The 19,793-nt window shown below is 61.5% G+C and carries 13 protein-coding genes; 12 read left to right on the top strand and 1 reads right to left on the bottom strand.

Features of this window, described 5'->3' with window-relative positions:
* Positions 1-4: 4 nt before the first annotated feature.
* The 12 genes from BME24068_RS03485 (at position 5) to tssJ (ending at position 18,351) form a co-directional block, all read left to right on the top strand.
* The gene (locus tag BME24068_RS03485) at positions 5-2,473 is read left to right on the top strand and encodes a type VI secretion system Vgr family protein (RefSeq protein WP_174925154.1); all 2,469 of its coding nucleotides are present in this window, start codon (positions 5-7) and stop codon (positions 2,471-2,473) included.
* Positions 2,474-2,503: 30 nt separating this feature from the next.
* A complete protein-coding gene (locus BME24068_RS03480; RefSeq protein ID WP_174925153.1) occupies positions 2,504-4,294 on the top strand; it encodes an esterase/lipase family protein in 1,791 nt (596 codons plus the stop codon).
* Positions 4,291-5,190 (top strand): T6SS immunity protein Tli4 family protein, encoded by a 900-nt coding sequence (locus BME24068_RS03475; RefSeq protein WP_174925152.1) that lies wholly within the window; start codon positions 4,291-4,293, stop codon positions 5,188-5,190. Before BME24068_RS03480 ends, BME24068_RS03475 begins: the two co-directional genes overlap by 4 nt.
* 26 nt (positions 5,191-5,216) lie before the next feature.
* Positions 5,217-5,399, top strand: a complete 183-nt coding sequence (locus tag BME24068_RS03470) for a hypothetical protein (RefSeq protein ID WP_174925151.1) — start codon at positions 5,217-5,219, stop codon at positions 5,397-5,399.
* Complete coding sequence (locus BME24068_RS03465; RefSeq protein ID WP_162826152.1) at positions 5,396-6,295, top strand: T6SS immunity protein Tli4 family protein; 900 nt, start codon at positions 5,396-5,398, stop codon at positions 6,293-6,295. Before BME24068_RS03470 ends, BME24068_RS03465 begins: the two co-directional genes overlap by 4 nt.
* Positions 6,296-6,627: 332 nt before the next feature.
* Positions 6,628-7,713: a T6SS immunity protein Tli4 family protein gene (locus tag BME24068_RS03460; protein WP_174925150.1), complete on the top strand. Its 1,086-nt coding sequence runs from the start codon at positions 6,628-6,630 to the stop codon at positions 7,711-7,713.
* 10 nt (positions 7,714-7,723) lie between these two features.
* On the top strand, positions 7,724-8,977 hold the full coding sequence (locus tag BME24068_RS03455; RefSeq protein ID WP_174925149.1) for a hypothetical protein: 1,254 nt from the start codon (positions 7,724-7,726) through the stop codon (positions 8,975-8,977).
* Between the two features lie 474 nt (positions 8,978-9,451).
* Positions 9,452-13,231 (top strand): ImcF-related family protein, encoded by a 3,780-nt coding sequence (locus BME24068_RS03450; RefSeq protein ID WP_174925148.1) that lies wholly within the window; start codon positions 9,452-9,454, stop codon positions 13,229-13,231.
* Positions 13,232-13,239: 8 nt separating this feature from the next.
* Positions 13,240-14,820: a type VI secretion system protein TssA gene (gene tssA / locus BME24068_RS03445; protein ID WP_174925147.1), complete on the top strand. Its 1,581-nt coding sequence runs from the start codon at positions 13,240-13,242 to the stop codon at positions 14,818-14,820.
* Positions 14,821-14,829: 9 nt separating this feature from the next.
* Positions 14,830-16,644 (top strand): type VI secretion system baseplate subunit TssF, encoded by a 1,815-nt coding sequence (gene tssF, locus BME24068_RS03440; protein ID WP_174925146.1) that lies wholly within the window; start codon positions 14,830-14,832, stop codon positions 16,642-16,644.
* Positions 16,608-17,756 carry a type VI secretion system baseplate subunit TssG gene (tssG, locus tag BME24068_RS03435; protein ID WP_174925145.1) on the top strand — a complete coding sequence of 383 codons (1,149 nt, stop codon included), beginning with the start codon at positions 16,608-16,610 and terminating at the stop codon, positions 17,754-17,756. The genes tssF and tssG overlap by 37 nt, the downstream gene beginning before the upstream one ends.
* Before the next feature lie 67 nt (positions 17,757-17,823).
* Entirely contained in the window at positions 17,824-18,351 is a 528-nt protein-coding gene (gene tssJ, locus BME24068_RS03430) for a type VI secretion system lipoprotein TssJ (protein WP_174925363.1), read from the top strand.
* Positions 18,352-18,493: 142 nt separating this feature from the next.
* Here the strand turns inward: tssJ and BME24068_RS03425 are convergent, their stop codons facing one another.
* A complete protein-coding gene (locus BME24068_RS03425) occupies positions 18,494-19,702 on the bottom strand; it encodes a benzoate/H(+) symporter BenE family transporter (RefSeq protein WP_096501040.1) in 1,209 nt (402 codons plus the stop codon).
* Positions 19,703-19,793 lie beyond the last annotated feature (91 nt).

The following is a 19,793-nucleotide window of genomic DNA, read 5'->3' as shown; positions in this document are numbered from 1 at the left end:
AACCATGTCGATGATCCTGCCGTCGCAGGCTTATGAATTGAAGCTGGCGCCGCACCCGGCGCCGACGTCCGTGCTGCGGTTTACGGGCCGGGACGCCGTGAGCGAGTTGTACCGCTACGACATCGAATTCACGAGCCCGATGGCGGGTATTCCGATGGATCAAGTGGTCGGCCGCCCCGCGAAATTCATCGTCGCACCGGTCGATCCGAACCTGGACTATCTGCGCAGAATGTTCGGCGAGAACGCCGGGCAATTCAGCACGATGTCGCCGGCATATACGATCCACGGCGTCATCACGCAGTTCGACGAGTTCGGTAGTTCGGCCGATCAGACCCACTATCGGGTGCGGCTCGAGCCGAAGCTCGCCGACTTGAACCGAGGCGCGACGAGCCGGCTGTTCCAGAAGCAGTCCGTCGAGGAGATCGTGACCGACACGCTGCGCCATTACGGCTACCGGGCTGGGGTCGACTTCCTGTTTCAGCTGCGCGGCGAATACAAGCGGCGCGAATACATTACCCAGTATCACGAAACGACATTTGTCTTTATCCAGCGTATTTGCGCGGAAGAAGGGATCTGGTTCCGCTGGGAGCAGAAGAAGGATCACGCGGTGCTCGTGTTTGGCGACGATCTGGATGCCTACGCACGCAAGCAACGCATCGTGTCGTACCGACGAGACGGCGGGCTCGAGAGTGCCGGCGCGGACGCGATCAAGACGCTCGAGAAGCGGACCCGGCGTGTACCTGAGGCCGTGCGGCTGCACGAATATAACCATCGGCAGGCCGGTGTGTCGCTGCTGGTCGAGGAAAATGCCGCGCGCGACGACACGACGACGAGCGGTGTTGACTATCGTTGGGGCGAGCATTACGAGACGCCGGAAGAGGGTAAAGGTGTGGCCCGCCGGCGTCACCAGGAGCATCTCGCAGCGCAGATCGCGTTCAAGGGCACGGGCAATCCGTTCTGGCTCGAAGCGGGTGAAGTCATGCGGATCGAGCCGAACCGGGCCGACGCGAAGCATGGGATCTTCATCACGGCGGTGGAGTCGCAGGGCGGGCGCGATCAGTCGTATTGGATGACCTTCGAGGGGATTCCGTCTGATCGTGTGTGGCGCACGTCGATCGATACCATCGAGCGACCGGCCATCGACGGCATTTTGCCCGCACGCATTACATCACCCGGTGATTATAAGTATGCCTATCTGACCGAACAGGGCTGGTATGTAATCAAGCTGCCGTTCGATCTCGATGAGTGGAGCCCGGGTGGGACAAGCCGGCCTGTGCGGTTCGCGAAGCCGTATAGCGGTGACAACTACGGGCATCACTTTCCGCTAATCGATGGGGCGGAGGTGGCCGTTGTGTTCACGCAAGGTCATCCGGATCGGCCTGTGATCATCGGGGCGCTGCATGACAGCGTGCATCCGGATCTTGTCACCAGTCAGAACCATACCCGGAATCTGATCCGCACCGCCGCGCAGAACGAACTGCGGATGGAGGATAAGGAAGGTGTCGAGCACGTTCATCTGACGACGCCGTTTCAGACCAGTGAGCTCAATCTGGGGCATATGGTTGACGGTGAACGCGAGGAACGTGGGCGTGGCGCGGAGCTCCGAACGGACGGCCACGTCGCCATTCGCGGTGCAAAAGGCGTTCTAGTCACGGCAGAGGCCCAACCGGCAGGCAATGGTCAACAGCTCGCGATGGAGCGTGCGCAGGGATTACTCGATCTGGCGCTTCAGCAAATGCGTGGGCTCGGAGAGGCCGCCCAAACTGCGCAGGCCGTGGCGGCCGACTATGACCGCCAGCGCGTGTTGCTTGACGAGACGTTGAAAGAACTCAAGAAGGCAGGGGTTCTCGTGAGCGCCCCGGACGGCATGGGCCTCACTTCAGGAACGGATCTTCAGATCACCGCGAACGACAATTTGATTGCCACTACCGGCGGGAATGCCGATTTCGGCGTCATGAAGCGGTTTACCGTGTCAGCCGGCGAACTCGTATCGATCTTCGCGCAGAAACTTGGCTTGAAGCTCTTTGCCGCCCGGGGAAAAGTTGAGATCCAGGCACAAAGCGACGACATGCACCTGATGTCCGACAAGGACATGCGAATCACGAGTGCGAACGGGCGGGTCACGATCGAGGCGAAAGAGGAGTTGCTCCTCAAGTGTGGTGGATCGTACGTCCGCATCGCTCCGACGGGCATTGAGGACGGCACGCGTGGCAATCGCACGATCAAGTCGGCCGCGTTCAGTCGGCAGGGGCCGAGTTCGCTCGCTGAAACGATGAATACGTGGAAGCACGCGAGGTTTGACGATTCCTATGTCGTGCGAAACCCGTCCACCGGCGAGCCGCTGACCAATGTGCAGGCCGAGATCAAGCGGGACGACGGCAGTGTGCTCAAGGTGTTGACGGACGAGCTCGGTAAGACGCCGCAACAGAAGAGTCTCTTCACCGAGCATGTTCGCATTCGGCTGCTGGACTGAATTCACCGACCTATTTTTCGGAGCAACATCATGACAGATGCTACATCCGTTTTGCATCATAGCGTGGTCGACGAAAACGGAGACCAGTACAGCATCGCGACACTAACTTCCACGGAAGATCAGCGCGAAAAAATAGTGCTTGCCAAGCCTTACGTGATCCCGATTCTCTTTCTGCCCGGGATCATGGGAACGAACCTGCGCAAGACGGTTGGCAAGGCCAGCGTCTGGCGACCGCCCAACAAGGATCCGCGCGGCGCGGCCGATCTGATCGGACAGTTGTTCAGCTACCTGTTCAAGAGTACAAACGAACGTGCCGGCGATCTGGTGACCAACTCGGTAGAGATCGATCCCAGCGGGCCTATCGATGCTGGCGAGAGCGGCCTGCCGAAGAATGTGCTGGTCGCTCGTGGTTGGGGCGCGCTGATGCGCTCCAGCTATCACCCGTTCATGGCAAAGCTTCAACATCTACTGAACGATCTGTCTCGGTACGACTTTCAGCGTTGCGAGGCCGATCTCCGGAAATGGGCTGCTGAAGCTGGGCAGGACGCGCCGACCGAATGGGGCGCTAAAGAAGGCGATGCCCTTACGCGTGAAGAGATCCTGCATGCGGCCAACTATCAGTTCGATGTCTGGGCAGGAGGATACAACTGGCTGCAAAGCAACCGGGACTCCGGCGCTGCCATCAAGGAGCTCATTGAGCAAACCATCCTGCCGTTCTACAACGAAGGCAAGAGCGTCATCGTGAAGGACACGCCGGATGGCAAGGGCGGATCAAACTGTACCAACGAGCGCCCGGCCCCAAGCCGGCCCATGGCGGAGAAGGTGATCATCGTGACTCATTCGATGGGCGGGCTCGTCAGTCGCGCGCTTACCGAGCTGCATCAATGTGACAAGGTGCTGGGCGTCTCGCATGGCGTGCAGCCGGCGACTGGCGCGCCCGCTACTTATAAGCGCATGCGGTCCGGTTTTGAAGGCGCGGAGCAAGTGTTCCTCGGGCGCAATGCGGCCGATGTCGTGGCGATTCTTTCTCAATCACCGGGCGGGCTGGAACTGCTGCCTACAGCGGATTACAACGACGGTAGGCCTTGGCTCAAGGTGCGTGACAAAGAGACCGGTAAAGAGATTCTTGCTCTGCCGCAGAACGGCGATCCGTATAACGAAATTTATTGCTCGCCTGCGTGGTATGGGTTGGTGCCGGAGGGGAATTTGGGGCTAATGAGTCCGGGAAAGGAGACGGGCCGGACAAATCCGGTGGGCGAATCTGAATCTGGCGAATTGTCGCGAAGAGACAAGCTCAACGCGACTATCGGGGACATTCGCGAGTTTCATACCGGGATTCAAGGTCGCTACAAGTCTCCAACTTATGCACACTACGGTGCGCAGGGAAGACGCGAGACAGAGAAGGACTCGGGCGGGCTCTTGGGGACGGGCGTGTTGGCGAGCAAGAGCCGGTTCAGTTGGGGCGAGGTGTCGTGGGAGGGGAGCGGCCTAGACGGTCTTGAAGCAGTTGGAGTGGTCATTGCGATTGATGATGGAAATGGCACGCTCAAAACTACCTCTGGCGTCAAGCTGACCATCGGCGAACCCGATTGCCCCGGAGACGGAACAGTGCCCGTGTATTCCGGCCAAGCGCCAGGCGAGGCAGGCGTTGCCATGAGTTTTTCTCACGGACAGGGCCATCCCGGTAAATCCAACGAGCATTTCGGTTACGACCATCAAGGCAGCTATGGCGATGAGCATGGGCGATCGCTGTACGCCACCATGTATGCCATCGTCAAGATATCCCAGCAGGCCCGCTGGCATAAAAAGGAGTCGGCATGAAGAAAGACTGGAGAACGCACGCAATCGGACGACATCTGGTCGATTTGCCCGCAGAGGCAGCCACGGTCGAAGCCTATTCATATAACGGGGACCGCATTGAATTGATGCCTGATACCAAGACTCAGGAAAATTTCAGCATCCTCGTCAATCGGAAGGAGCAAGAGCTGCGTGAGGCTAAGCACGTTTTGCATGGGAGCATGTTCGTCGAGAGGGTGCCTCATTTCAACGGCTCCGTGACGCTCATATCATGGGGCAACGAGAACTCAGAGCGGCAATATCGTTTCGACTCGTACTTTAAAGCTGGTACAAAATTCTTGAGGTACCCCGGCAATGTCGGTCGCGATAGGAAAAGGTTAATACTAGATTTCTGTGAAGATCTGGCTCGAGAGTGGCAAGAGATTCCGTCCGGGAAGATACCGGACGATATCGGTTTTGTGGCAGGCGATACCATCTTGGTCGACAAGGATTTCAACCGCGAAGGCTGGGAATTGGACATTCAATTGCCCAATAGACCCGATGTCTGGTTCCGACTAACCGCCTATGCGCAAAAGAGCGTTGGGCCCAGCCTGCGCGCGCGCGCGGGCGGCATCTTGCCAGCATTGCTTGCGACAGTGGCGGGGGTTGGGCAACTGCGCAATAGCGGCCGGTCGGTTGGCCCGATAGAAGCCGACGAGATTCTAGTGGCTGGCACGCAGGACGGAAAGCGGACCTACGGCTTCAAATGGGAAGCGCCCGGCAAGGCATACTCGCTGGCCGAACCTAACTTGAACGCATCGCTGCGTGTCGGCGAGAGCGCATACCTCACGAACAAGGAATCGTTCGCCAACGACAGCGAGGCACTCGAGCTATGGGATGGCGTCGTGGACTCGATTCGGCTGCGTCCGGGGGCGGTATGAAAACGTTGTCTCGACGCGAAGCTTTGATGACGCTTCTTGTCATGCCGGTTGTCACGATGTTTCCTCGCGTCTCGGTGGGCGCGCCGCGGATGATGACAGTGAACGAGGCGATGCGTTTTTTGTGCGATGAGGTGTTTCCGTCGCCGCGTCAGAAGCAAAGCGAATTGTATTGCGCTTCCGAGCGCCGACACAAGACAGGAGTGGTATGAAGCAAGACTGGAAAACATGCGCTATCGGACGGCATCTGGTGGATGTGCCTAATGAGGCGACAACCGTCGAGTCATACAAATACAACGGAGTAAGGATTGAGTTGCTGCCTTCGATTACGACGCAGGCAATGTTCAATAACATGGTTTCGCAAAGAGAGAAGGACCTTCGAGCTGCGAAGCACGTCACGCACGGCAACCTGTTTGTCGAGCGAGTACCGCACGACACTGGCTCAGTGACGTTGATCTCATGGAGTCGCCCGACGGGAGAAATACTTTATCTCTTCGACACTTACTTTCAGGTAGGCTCAAAATACATGTTGTATTCAGGGGAGGTTTCGCCAGACCGCAAGACGGTCGCGTTGGCTACGCGCCAAAAACTTTCCGGCGAATGGCACGAAATCCCGTCCGGGGTGTTGCCAGAAGGGATGGGCTTCGTGGCGGGCGACGCTATCTTGGTAGCGAAACGCTTCAACCTTGAAAGCTGGGAGTTGAACATTCGACTGCCGGACAAGCCCGATGTTTGGTTCCGGTTGACGGCCTACGCGCAGGAACGAGTAGGCCTAGGCTTGCGTGCCCGCGCGGGCGGTGTTTTGCCCGCATTGCTCGGGACGGTGGCAGGTGTAGGCCAGTTGCGCAATCGAGCCCGGCCGGTCGGGCCGATCGAAGCCGACGAGATTCTGGTGGCTGGCACGCAAGACGGAAAGCGGACCTACGGCTTCAAATGGGAAGCGCCCGGCAAGGCGTATTCGCTGGCCGAACCCAATCTGAACGCATCGCTGCGTGTCGGCGAGAGCGCATACCTCACGAACAAGGAATCGTTCGCCAACGACGGCGAGGCACTTGAGCTATGGGATGGCGTCGTGAACTCGATTCGGTTGCGTCCGGGGGCGGTATGAAAACGCTGTCTCGGCGGAAAGTTTTGATGACGCTTCTTGCTATACCGGTTGCGGCGATGCTTCCTCGCACGTCGTTAGGCGCACCGCGCGTGCTCGTGTATGACCGTGAGGACCAGTATTCAGCGTGTAATTAATCCTGCCAAGTAAACGGCGACAGTGCGATCCCTATTCGGTCGGGTCGTGCGTCAGCAATCTATGTAAAAAGCTCGCGTAGCCTTCGAATGAGCTGAATACGAGGATGCATATAACCCGCTTCCGTGCCGACTTTTCGGTCTCCGCGCAATTACGCGGTTGGTAAGCAACGTCAAGGGCACGTCCATGGAATACACATCATGCTGAAGACTGGTTGGTTGGTCTGCGCAGTATTTTTGACGAGTTGCAGTGCCAAGGACATAAGGTTAACGGAACAGGAACAGGGGACGGTAGCGGAAATGACAACGAATATGAAGCCGCGCTGTGTTGGGCGCTATTTGATTGACCTACCGAACAATGTGCTGCCCATTGGCGATGCAAATTTTGAGGGCGTGAGGGTCCATGCGAAGTCCATGTCGTTAGAGCAGTTTAAGAGCGATATGCATCAGCGAGAATCAGAGCTGAAGGCGACAAAAAGTGCGATCGGATATAAATTATTTTTCGATGGTGGCGTTGTGCACGGCGTTGAAAATTCGCAATATTTCGTGTCGCTTGGCGATTCTGGGGCGGTAAGTGACATCGAGCGTGTAATTGAGGTGCATAAGTGGGATCGAGGGTACGGGCTTTACCTGCGTGTTTTGGGGGTTGATTCAATTCATGCGGAATACACAAAAAAATATCAAGGCACCCCATATGGCATTGTAGATCTGAGGAACAATGTCCCCGAGAAGACGCAGTTGGCTTTCGATCTGATTGAGAAGTTACAAGGTCGTTCCGAAGATGAGATTCCGACTATGCCTGGCACGTGCTTCGTCGGAGGGTTCATGCCGGGCAAGGCAATTTCGGAAAAGGAGAAGGTTTCGACTAGCTACGTACTCGCGGACAAGGCGGATGTGTCATTCACTTGGGACAGTTTCGCTGGTTTACAGGCAACCAGCACATTGCTGCCTCGCATACGGAGTACGGACGTCCAGGATGCGTTGAAGACGGCCCAGGGACGTGTGATTCGATCCGGGAGTATCGAACTGCCCAGCGGCATGAAAGTGGACGAGGCATTGATATCGTCACTCACACTGGTGAATGTGCAGGGAAGTCATGGCTCGCTGGAAACGAATTACCAGGGTAGCCCTGAAGCACCTTACATCGTTTTCGACATGCTAAGCGCGAGTCCGAATTTTCTGGCAGAGGCCGATACAGTCAAACGATCTTCACTCACGGAGGGGGAGGCCCTAGCCTTGTGGGATGCGGTGTCTCGTAGCCTTCGGCCTCGACCCAACGCCTTTTGAGAATTGATCGATGCCTATTGACTTCGACAAACTGCCACCAGAGAAACCAGTACCGGACCGTCCTCCGTCGCGCCTCGTCTGGACGATTGTGTTTTTCGTCATCGTGCTTGCGGGCATATTCGCAGTGCTGCTTCTCTGGCCCAAAGGCGAATCGACGCAATCCCTCTGGTTCCGGATATGCATCACGGTGTATCCCGTTGGCGTTGCGACCTTCGTCGTGTTACGACGCTATAGCGTTTTCGAGGGCCGACGTTTGGACGCGATCGCGTGGAACGAAGCGCGAGAAAAATACCTGAATCGCGTGTTCGAGGGCGCCAGCCATCCGCTTGCGCTGGTTGCCGCGGCATACCGATTCACGAGCGACGCAAAAGACGATGGGTTCGACAAACTGCTGGGTGGTTCAATCAAACTCGAACCGCGAATCGCGCTGAAACACGATGCGCCGCCGGTGAATGCGCGCTGGTTTGATCAGCCTGAAACAGACGAGGATGGCAATCGGTTCAATAGTGACGATGAGCGGCAACGCCACGTGCGCGAGTGGGTGTTCGGCGCGTTGATCAGTGATGTTGCCGGTGCCATCCGTGCGTTGCCGTCGGAGTTGAGCCTGGCGATTCAGTTGGAGTTACCCGGCGTTGCGAATCTGGATGAGGCGTTAGCGTCGTGGGACAAGCAATGGGCGAAATCCGATCTCCAGCCATTGAAAGCCGAGGTTGCGCACGATTCGCCCGATTTGATGGCCCTCGACGCGTGGCTGGATCGAATCAACCAGACGCGTGATCAGGAAGCGCGCCTGCTCGTCTTCGTGCGGTTGAATCCGGTTCTTCAAACGCTTCCGCCGGACGGTAGCGCGGAAGCCGGTGTCGCGCTACTCGTGGTGCCGGAACCAATGCAGCGTCGATTCAAGATCGACTCGATTGCAAGGCTGCATCGGCCAAATGACACCGACAACTGTCCGGCGGATGTTGCCCTTGCACGCGCATTGCGCTGGGGGCGCATGGAACCCTCTGCTTTGAGTCGTATTTGGCAGTGCGCCCTTGACCCAGCCTCGACAAACGCAGTGACAGCCGCAGCGGTCAAGGCGGATATCGCCGCGAGGGTGGCAAACATCGATTACATGGTGGGGCACGCAGGTGAAGTCGCGTCCTGGCTTGGCGCAGCTTGCGCAGCCAAGGCGGTTGCTCGGGATGGCACGCCCCAGCTTCTGGCAACGACCGGGAAGACGGGGGTTTGCTTCTCTGTTTTGCGGAATGGCGATCCGCAATGACGGAGGCCCGAGCGGGTCTCTGTCTCTACATCCTCACATAGCCGCGCAGTGCACAACTTTTCTCTGAATTGGGGAGGACAGATCATGGTCAGGCGGTACGACATTCTGAAAGGCGACAAGACAACATCGAATGGCATTGTCTTGGGCGGCGATTCGAACGACAGAATCGGGAATTGCGAACAGGCTTACGAGCGTGATGATGTCTGGTGTCCCGCATGTGATACGACGGGGCACATCGTATGCGACGGCCCGCGCTTCTCGATGAAGGGCCCTGACGGCAGAGAAGGCGCCCTGAGCGATGATCTGTGCGTATGCAAGTGCGATCCACTGCCGCGCTTGCTTCCCTCGCAATACGCCTCCTATGTCGATGTCTGAGCGTAAGCGTCCTAACCGATCGAACATTGGCCAGGACCACTGCCAACGAAATGCGGAGCGGCATTCATCTGGTCAATCTCGATTCAATTTCTATTCAATATGCGCAAGTTCCGGATCGACACTCTAAGCATCGTCATAGCGGTTATCCTGCCTGGATTGCTGATCTGGTTCGCAGGCGATACCTGGGTGGGCCTGCAATCGGTCGAAAGGCGTGCGGGATGGATCGTCGTGCTTTGCATCGTATTCGTCGTGCTGTTCCTATGGAATAGCTTCGATTCGTCATCTCGCCCGGCGGTAGCAGCACGACGTCTTCTGCATTGGGTCAAGAAACAGACAAGCTCGTCATCCGAGCGGCGCGATACGGGAACCTCTGATGGCGGCACACGCGTTGCGGCTTTACGTAGCCGTCTTCGCGACCGCCACGGATGGCGCTGGCGCTATCGCGAACGATGGGTGCTCGTTGCCGGCGACGTACCGCTGGTGAAACGCCTGGCACCGGGTCTCGTCGACGCGGGATATCTGATCACCGGCGATACGGTCCTGCTATACGCCAATCAAACCCGCGACACGCTCGACACCGAATGGCTCGACCATATCCGCCGCCTACGCCGCCGTCGCCCGGTCGATGCAATCGTCGCAGTCACACGTAACCGCAATTCTGTCGATGCCCCGTTCGACACCGACAATCTTTCCCAGCGACTCGCGCGCCACGCGCGCGCGCTGCGCTGGGCCGCGCCGGTCTATCTGCTCAATGCGACGGATTTCGGCAGCGAGGCGTCGAGTCCCGACGAGGCGATCGGCTTCACCTGGTCCAACGCACGCGTCAGCGCCGAGGCGATCGACGCGTCGCTGCAAGCCCTCACCGACAACCTGGCGGATGCCGGTGTCGTGCGCCTGACGAAGGACGCAGGCGATCGTTTTCCCGCCGAACTGTCGCAGCATATTTCGAACCTTGGGCGCGCACTGTCGGGCCTGGTGCTGCAAACCTCGCAGTCACGTATCCGGCGGCACGCAGTCCACGGCCTGCTGTTCGCACCGCTATTCAAGGAACGGGAACTGACGCCGCCGCAGGCACCCGCCGGCGCGAGCGACGACGAACCGCCGGTCGGCCCGCGACACCGCACGATATGGCAAACCGTCGCCGAACACAGTCGCAAGATCCACGGCCGCCGCGCAGGCTTCTCGTTGTCGACCGCGGCCGCGTGGTTCACAACCGGCCTGATCGGCTGCTGGATCGCCGGCACGATGCTTTCCGGTTTCGCCAACCGTGCAACGATCCGGAGCACCGCAGACACGATCGCGAATCTCTCCACGGTGCAGGACCACACGCAGGCCTTGCAGGCCCTGAACACCCTGGACCGCCAGATCGACACGCTCGAAGTCCATCAGCGCGAAGGCGCGCCCTGGGCATCGCGATTCGGCCTGAATCGCGACGGCGCACTGCTCGACGCCGTGCGGCCGAGCTATGCCCTCGCGGCGAACCGCATCCTCGTCGCCCCGATTCGCGAGAAGCTCGAAGCGCGCCTGCAACAGCTTGCATCCCTGTCCGACGCTCAGATTGCCGACGGCGGCAACGCACAGATCCAGGCCGCCTACGACACGCTCAAGGCCTACCTGATGCTCGCGAAGCCGGAGCGTGCCGTGGCTGCCTTTCTGACGCCACAGCTTGCCGCGACGGCCGTGCCCGCGCGCCCGTCCGATTCCTCCTTGTCGCCGGGCGCCTGGGAAGACCTGCGTCTGCACGCCATCGCGTTCTTCGCAAACCATCTCGGCCAGGCCCCCGCTTCGAATGCTGCCGCGTTCGCGATCACACCGGACGGTAACCTGATTGCGTCAGCCCGCCAAACGGTGATTGGTGTGCGGGGCATCCAGAACTCCAGGGATGCGCTCTACCAGCAGATCATCGATGAGGCGACCCCGAAGTATCCGCCGGTCTCTCTCGCGACGCTGCTCGGCGACACGACGAGTCGAGGCCTGTTCAATACGACCGCGACCGTTCCCGGCGTTTTCACGCGTGCGGCCTGGGAGGAGCGGATCTCGAAGGCGATCGACGACGCCAGCGCACAGCGTGACGTGTCGGGCGACTGGGTGCTGCGCCCGGAAGGCAGTCCCCGTGGAGAATCTGACACCAACGCCAGCAACCCGCCCCCGTCGACATTGAAAGCCGAATTGCGTCAGCGCTACTTCGATGACTACGCGCGTACGTGGGCACTGTTCCTGAACAGCGTGCGCTGGCAATCCGCGCCAACGCTGTCAGCTACCGCCGACCAGCTGACGCTGCTGGGCGACTCGCAACGCTCGCCGCTCGTTGCGCTGATGAACGCGATCGTCTACCAGGCAGGCGCGGGCGCGAATGCGCAGTCGCTTTCCGAGAGTCTGATCAACAAGGCGCAACAACTGGTCGGCGCCGACGAGAAGGATCCGTCGAAGCAGGCTCAGCCGCAGCTTGCGCCGCTTGCGTCAGCCTTTGGCCCGATCCTGCGCCTGACCGGTAGCGATCTGGTGTCCGGCGCGCCGGCCAACGGCAAGACCGCCGCTCAACTGGCCGCGACCGGCGACCTCAGTCTCGCACGCTATCTCGAGCGGGTCACGGCGATGCGTCTGAAGGCATCGCAGATCGTCTCCGGTGCCGATCCGGATGCGATCGCGCGGCTGGCCGCTCAGTCGGTTCTGCAGGGCAAGACGTCCGATATCTCGGATAGCCGCGATTACGCGAGCCGTGTGGCCGCGAGCCTGGGCGAACAGTGGGCAGGCTTCGGCGCGCTGTTTCGGGCACCGTTCGATCAGGCGTGGCAGGTCGTCGTGCAGCCTGCCGCGTCGAGCCTGAACGAAATCTGGCGGATGGCGATCCTGGCCGACTGGAACAAGTCGTTCGGCGGCCGATATCCGTTCTCGGACGCCGACAACGATGCGTCGCTGCCCGAGATGGCGCGCTTCATGCGGCCCGACAATGGCGTGATCGCCCAGTTCGTTGCAACGCAGCTCGCCGGCGTGATTGAGCGGCAGGGCGACCGGTGGGTCGTCGCGCAAGGGGCCGACCAAGGCGCGCTCACGATCGATCCGGTTTTCCTGAGCGGCCTGAACAAGCTCACGCGGCTCTCGACCGTGCTGTTCCCGTCCGGAGATGCGCGTGTGCGATACGAAATGCAGGCAGTGCCCGCACCGGGCGTCACCGACATGAAGTTCGTGCTGTCCGGCCGCGAACTGCGCTACTTCAACCAGAAGCAGGAATGGGTGCCGTTCGAGTGGCCGGGCCAGTCGCTCGAGAACCTGTCGCATATCGAATGGCAAACCGAGCAGGGCGGATTGCGCACGGCGCTCGACGCGCAGGGGCGCTTCGGCCTGATCCGGTTGCTGGAGCGTGCGAAAGTCGCGCAGCAGGACAACGCACGTTACTTGCTGACCTGGATGCCGGACACGAGCCAGGGCATTCCGCTGAAGGTGCAATTGCGCAGCGAGGCGGGCGCCGGGCCGCTCGACGTACTCCAGTTGCGCAACTTTGCGCTACCGGCGCGGATTTTCGTGACCGGGGCGGCGAGTACCGGGGCGAAGGTGTCGACGGCCAGTCCGCCGCCGTTGCCTGCCGCGGCAATCGCAGCGGCAAAGCACGCGGCGGTGCCGCTGCCGCCGGGGCTTCCGGGTGCGACGTCGTTGCAGGATGAGCCACTGCCGGCGACGCCGAACCCGGCGCCTCGTCGAACTGCCGCGGCGGACTCGCCTCGGGCAGACGTGCAGCCCGCTACGTCCGGCATGAAGTCGCCCAGGGCCAATCCGGGGATGACAGTGTCGTCGCTGGCGACGACTGCGATATCCGCCGACGCATCCGCCAAACCGTTCGGACACGCCCTCCGGTTGCTGGGCGACGCATTTGCGTTTTGAGACCTGCCATGACACTTGCCAATTTCGTCAAGACACTCGTCGGCGGTCCACGCATCGATTCGCTGCAGGAAGCGCGCCGCAATACCTGGGCGGCATGGCTTGCCCCGATACCGGGGGAGCATGCGTATGGCCGCGATCCCGGCTACGAGGATGCATTCTTCGAATTGAAGGACGAAGCGACAAAGCTGTCCGGAATCGACGACGGACTGATCATCCGCGCATGCGAACAGCTTCTCAAGGAAACCGGAAAGGATCTGCGTCTGGTCGGTTACTACGCATTTGCGCGGCTGCGTCAGGATGGTCCCGCCGGGTTCGCCGACGGACTTGAGCTGGCCGCTTCACTGGTCGACCGGTTCGGCGAGACCTTGCTGCCTGCCCGGGCCGAGGCAAAGCGGGCGGCGCTGGAAATGCTGTCGACCGCGCGAATGATCGAGACGCTGGACAGTCGCGGAGACTTCGCACCCGTGGATCTCGAGCGCGCGATGGCGGCGCTCGACGTGCTCGTCACCCGCACGGCTGCGTGGCCCGATGCCGCCCGTCCGAGCCTGCATCCGCTTGCGTCCCGCTTCGGGAACAAGGATGAACCGGTGCGCAACGTGAGCCCGGACATGGCGATGGCGCAGACGTCCGCTTCCACAAGTGCATCGAGCGGATCGATCGCATCGGCGCGCGATCTGCTCGATCAGGCCCGCGCGATGTCGGCATGGCTGCGCGATCAGGAAAACGGCTATTTGCCGTCGGTGCGTATCGCACGCAGCGTTCGGTGGGACACCTTGCACGATGTGCCGCCGTCGGATGCCGCGTTGCACACGCGCCTGACACCGCCGCGCGCCGAGTTGCGCCAGCAGATGAAGCGGCTCGTGTTGCAGAAGCAGTGGCACGAACTGCTCGAGCGCGTCGAAGGTGCGTTCATGGAAGGCGTGAATCATCTCTGGTTCGACCTGCAGTACTTCCAGCACGTCGCGCTCGATCACGTCGGCGCGCCCTACCACACGTGGAGCGAATTGCTGCGCGCGGACTTTGCGTTGTTTCTCGAGCGATTGCCGGGCGTCGAGCGGCTTTCGTTCAGCGACGGCACGCCATTCTCCGACGACACGACGCTCGAGTGGATCGCCCGGCACGCCGTCGTGCGCGACCTCGAAGCGGGCGAGACCGTTGCGCCGCTGCCCGTGTCCGCGGATAGCGAAGGCGATGCCGGCGACTGGCCGGAAATCGAGGCGCAGGCTCGCGAGCTGGTCGCACGCGACGGCGTCGAGGCCGCGTTCGCATGGCTCGACGCGCTGCCCGGCATGAAGACCGAGCGTCACCGCTTCCTGCAGCGGCTCGTGATGGCACGCCTGGCCGATCATGCCGGTCGACCCGATACGGCCCTCGCATTGCTGGTCGAACTCGACACGTCGTCGCGCTCGCTGCCGGTGATGCGCTGGGAGCCCGCGCTGGCGTTCGAGGTCAAGCAGCAACTCCTGCGGGCGTTGAGGGCGACGAGCAACCGCAAGGACGCCGACAAACCGACGCTCGCGCGCCGCATCGGCGAACTGCAGGCGGAACTTACCGTGCTCGACCCGGCTCGAGCGCTGACTCTTTCGTAACGGGAATCCATGGCAAACGACGATCCTATCCTGCGATATTACGAAGCGGAAATGCGCTATTTGCGCGAGTCCGGCAAGGAATTCGCGAAGGCGCATCCTGATCGCGCACGGCTGCTCAACCTCGACCGTGTCGGCGATCGCGATCCGTACGTCGAGCGACTGTTCGAGGGTTTCGCATTCCTGACCGGGCGCCTTCGGCAGAAGCTCGACGACGAGTTGCCGGAGCTGACGGAAGGGCTGGTCAGCCTGCTATGGCCGCACTACTTGCGAATGATCCCCTCGTTGTCGGTCGTGGAACTCATCTCGCTGTCGGAAAAACTTCAGAAGACCGAAATCGTGCCGGCGGGCGTATCGATACGCTCCGCGCCGATCGTCGTACCGCCGCCCGCGGGCGCGGAAGGTTTATCGCCGAAAACCGTGCAGTGCATTTACCGGACCACGCAAGCGGTCGCGCTGCAACCGGTCACGGTGACGCATGCCGGGCCGGCCGTGCGTCACGACGGCCGCTCGGTGATCCGGCTCGGTTTCTCGCTCGGCGGGTCGGCACGCCGGATGGAAACGGATCTGTCCCGGTTGCGCCTGCACCTGAACGCGGATTTGCCGACGGCGTTTGCGATGCACCTTGCCCTCACGCGCCAGGTCGACACGATCCACTTGCGCATTCCCGAGATCCGCGACGGCGAGGCGATACCGCTCGCCGGTGTCACGATCGAACCGGCCGGCTTCTCGACCGAGGAACGACTGTGGCCGAAGGCCGATGCGGCCTTCTCCGGCTATCAGTTGCTGCTCGAGTACTTCACGTTCCGCGAGAAGTTCCTGTTTGTCGACCTTTGCGGACTGGACGTCACGAAGCTGCCCGAACGGACCACCCGGTTCGAGCTGGAGATTGTGCTGACGCAGACCTATCCGTCGGACCAGCGCTTCAGCGCGGAAAACGTGCGGCTATTCTGCACGCCCGTGATCAACCTGTTCGAACTGGACGCCGAGCCGATCGAGATCGATCACCACGAAACCGAATATCGTGTGGTGCCGGCTGGCCATCAAGGCGAGCATGTCGAAACGTATTCCGTCGACGCGATCGAGGCTTTCGACCACGAAACGGCCGAGCGATATGAATACGTGCCGTTTGCGACGTTCCGTCACCGCGGCGGCATGCTGCGCCACGAGGCGCCGGAGCGGTATTTCCATTCGCGCGTGCGCTCGGGTGCGGCCGGGTTGCACGAAACGTGGGTGGTGCTTGGTGGCCATGCATGGGAAACCATGGATGCACTGCCCGAGGAAAGCCTGTCGTTGCGCGTGACCGGCACGAACGGAATGCTGCCGCGCAAGGGGCTACGGGAAGCCAGTCTCGACGAAATCGCGACCAGTTCGCAGAACATTGCCGGGGTGCGCAATCTCGTCTCGCCGACGCTGCCGCTGTATCCACCGACGGAAGACCGGTTCCAGTGGCGCGTACTGTCGCATCTGGCGCCGAATTTCCTGTCGATGATGGACGCGGAAGTGCTGCGCGGGGCGCTTGCGCTCTACGACTGGACGAACGACGAACTGAACCGTCGACGGCTCGCGGGCATCCTGTGGGTGTCACAGGCACTGATCGAGGAGGTGTCGGGTGGTTCGGTCGAGCGAGGCGTGCTGATCGAGGTCACGCTCGACAGCCATGCGTTCGCCGGGGATGGCGACGTGATGCTGTTCGGCGAACTTCTGCATCGGTTCTTCGCGCTCTACGCGGACATCAACCTGTTCACGAAGCTCGCGATCGTCAGCCTGCCGTCGCAGGCCCGGATCGAATGGCCACGCAGCAAGGCCGAGCGGGCGCCGCTATGAAACTGCACCTGCACGACTTCCCGAATCTCGACCCGCTGGTCGCCTCGCTCCTGACGCGTGCACCGCGGATGAACTTCATGCAGCTTTGCCGGTTGCTCGAGGTGCGTTTTCCCGATCGGCCCGGGTTCGGCACACGGGATGCGCTCGATCATGAACCGGTGCGCTTCCGGCCGCGGCCGCGAATGGGTTTTCCGGCAAGTGAAATCGCGTCGGTCGAGTTTGACGACGGATTGGACACGTTCGGGCCTGGTTCACCTCCGACCGTGCGCACGACTTTCATGGGACTGTACGGCGTGGATGCGGCGATGCCGTCGCACATGATCGACGAAATCGTGCTGCGCGAGGAAGGGCACGAGGTGGTCGAGGCGTTTCTCGACCAATTCAATCACCGGTATGTCACGCTGCTGTATCGCGCCTGGCGGAAGTATCGCTATCCCGAACACTTCCGGCCTGGCGGCATCGATGTGCATTCGCGCAACCTGCTGTGTCTGGCCGGGTTCGGCTGGGGCGACAAACCGAAGCGCGCCGGCCTGCCCGATTCGCGGATGCTGGCGCTGCTGGGACTCCTGATTCAACGCACACGCACACCGGAGGGGCTGGCGGGCGTCGTTGCGCTGACCATCCCGCGAGTCGAGGTTCGGGTCGACGAGTTCTGGCCGGTCGTGACGTCGACGGGGCGGCCGCGGCCGCTTACCGGTGCCGGGCCTGCTGTCGGGATATCGGAAACCTGCCGGCGTAACGGGTTGGGTGGAGGCTACGTATTGGGAAAGCGGATGGCGTATCGAAGCCGGGCGGTACGGGTGACGTTGCGTCCCGCGGATGCGCGGCAGGCGCAGGACCTGTTGCCCGGTGCAGGGCTGCATCGCGATTTGATGGCCTTTGTGCAGCTATATGTCGGCGTCAAGGCGGACGTACACCTGCGTATGGAAGTGTCGTCGCGATACACGCCGGAGCCGGTGATCGGTCAGGGAAATGCCGGGCCGGCGCCTCGGCTCGGATGGACGACCGTGCTGCCCGCTGACGAGGAACGTATCGTCAATATTGCACTCGGCGTCTACGAAGCGTTCCCGGTACCAGGGCCCAATCCACACATTACTGCCTTGCCTGCATGACGGCGAACATGCGTCGCTAACGAGATAAATATCCGTGAAGACTTCCGACAATTTTCCAGGAACGCCAATGTCCATCCGTTTCGCTGTTTCAACGGTCTTGTCCGTTCTGCTGCTGTCTGCGTGCGGCGCCTGGCAGTCCGTCTCGGACACCTCTTCCAGCGCATATCGCGCGGTGTTCTTCAAGCAGGTCAAGGTGCTCGACGTCGATCTGTCCGCTCGGGAGGCATTGAACCCCGACGACGCCGGTCGAGCGACATCGGTCGCGGTGCGCGTGTATCAGTTGAAGGACCGCAAGATGTTCGATGGCGCGTCCTACGAGGACCTGCTGAAGAGCGACCGGACGATCCTTGCACAGGATCTGCAGGCGAACCTTGCCGCCGTGCTGAACCCGGGGGCGTCGGCAAGCCTTTCGCAGCCGATGCAGGCCGATACGAAATACATCGCGATCGTGGCGTTCTACCGCAACCCGGGCAACGGTGACGGGTGGAAGTACGTGATCGAAAAGAAGAAGCTCGATGCGGACAAGCCGTTGAAACTCGAACTTGTCGATCAGCTTCTGCTGGCCAGCGGCGCCCGTCGCGACACAGCGAGGTAATGCGTGGCTAGCGGAGTGCCGTGGCGCTCCGAAATGTAAAGGACATGGTCTGACCCGCGCACCGGATGAACCGCGAAATCCGGCGAACCCGCGCCCGGGAAGGCGTTGCATTGAGTGATTGAGGGTGGCACCGTGCGCCAGCTCAAACGTCCCGACGCCCCCGCGTCCTGCTGGTCACAACATACGCCACCGACCCGATCACGATCCCCCAGAACGCGGAACCGAGCCCGAGCCACGTCATCCCCGACGCGGTCGCGAGGAACGTGATCACCGACGCTTCGCGGTGTGCTTCGTCCTCGAAGATCCCGTGCACGTTCGACCCGATCGCGCCGATCAGCGCGAGCCCCGCGAGGATCGCGACGAACGCCTTCGGCAGCGCGAAGAACAGCGTGACGATCGTGCCCGCGAAGAGCCCGCCGATCAGGTAGATCACGCCGTTCGCGATGCCCGCGATATAGCGCCGGTCCGGATCCTCGTGCGAATCCTTGCCCGTGCACAGCGCCGCGGTGATCGCCGCGACGACGATCGTGATCCCGCCGAAGCACGCGACGACGAGCGACATCACGCTGGTCGCGGTGATGATCGGCCGTGCGCTCGTGTGATAGCCCGACACGCGCAGGATCGCCATGCCCGGCAGGAACTGGCCGGTGAGACTCACGACGACGAGCGGCAGCGCGAGGCTGAGCGTCGTGCCGAGCGTCCATTCGGGCGCGATGAAGATCGGCCGCGCGATGCTCGGCGACACGTTGCCGAGATGCGTCATTCCGAGCAGCGTCGCGAGCGCGGCGCCGGTCAGCAGCACGAGCACGATGCTGTAGCGCGGCAGCACGCGCTTGAAGATCACGTACGCGGCGATCATCCCGAATCCGAGCACCGGCTGCGCGGTGGCGGCGGAGAACGCGTGCATGCCGAACGGCAGCAGGATGCCGGCCATCATCCCGCACGCGATGCCGCGCGGAATGTGGCGCACGAGCCGGTCGAAATAGCCGGTGATGCCGATCACGAGGATGATCAGCGCGGCGGTGATGTACGCGCCGACGGCCTGGTTCAGCGTCAGTTGCGGAAAGAGGCCGACGAGCAGCGCGGTGCCGGGCGCCGACCACGCGGTGATCACCGGCACCTTCAGCTTCCAGCTCGCGAACAGGCCCGACACGCCGGCGCCGATCGAGATCGCCCAGACCCACGACGACACCATCGCATTGGACGCATGCGCGGCCTGCGCGCCCTGGAAGAAGATCGCGAGCGGGCCCGCGTACGAAATCAGGACCGCGAGAAAGCCCGCGGTAATCGCGGAGACGGACCAGTCGTTGCCGATCGAGCGGATCGCGCCGGGCGAGGTGTTCGGTTGCATCGTCATAGGGGTAACGCGCGCGGCCGGGGGCCGGATCCACGGCGGAAGGTTGTCTGATAGCCCGGAGGTGCCGATATTTTCGGCGTTGTCG

This window comes from Burkholderia anthina (assembly GCF_902498995.1).
In the GTDB taxonomy this organism is placed as follows: domain Bacteria; phylum Pseudomonadota; class Gammaproteobacteria; order Burkholderiales; family Burkholderiaceae; genus Burkholderia; species Burkholderia anthina.
The sequence above is the reverse complement of the archived record's forward strand: the minus strand, read 5'-3'. Positions and strand labels throughout refer to the sequence as shown.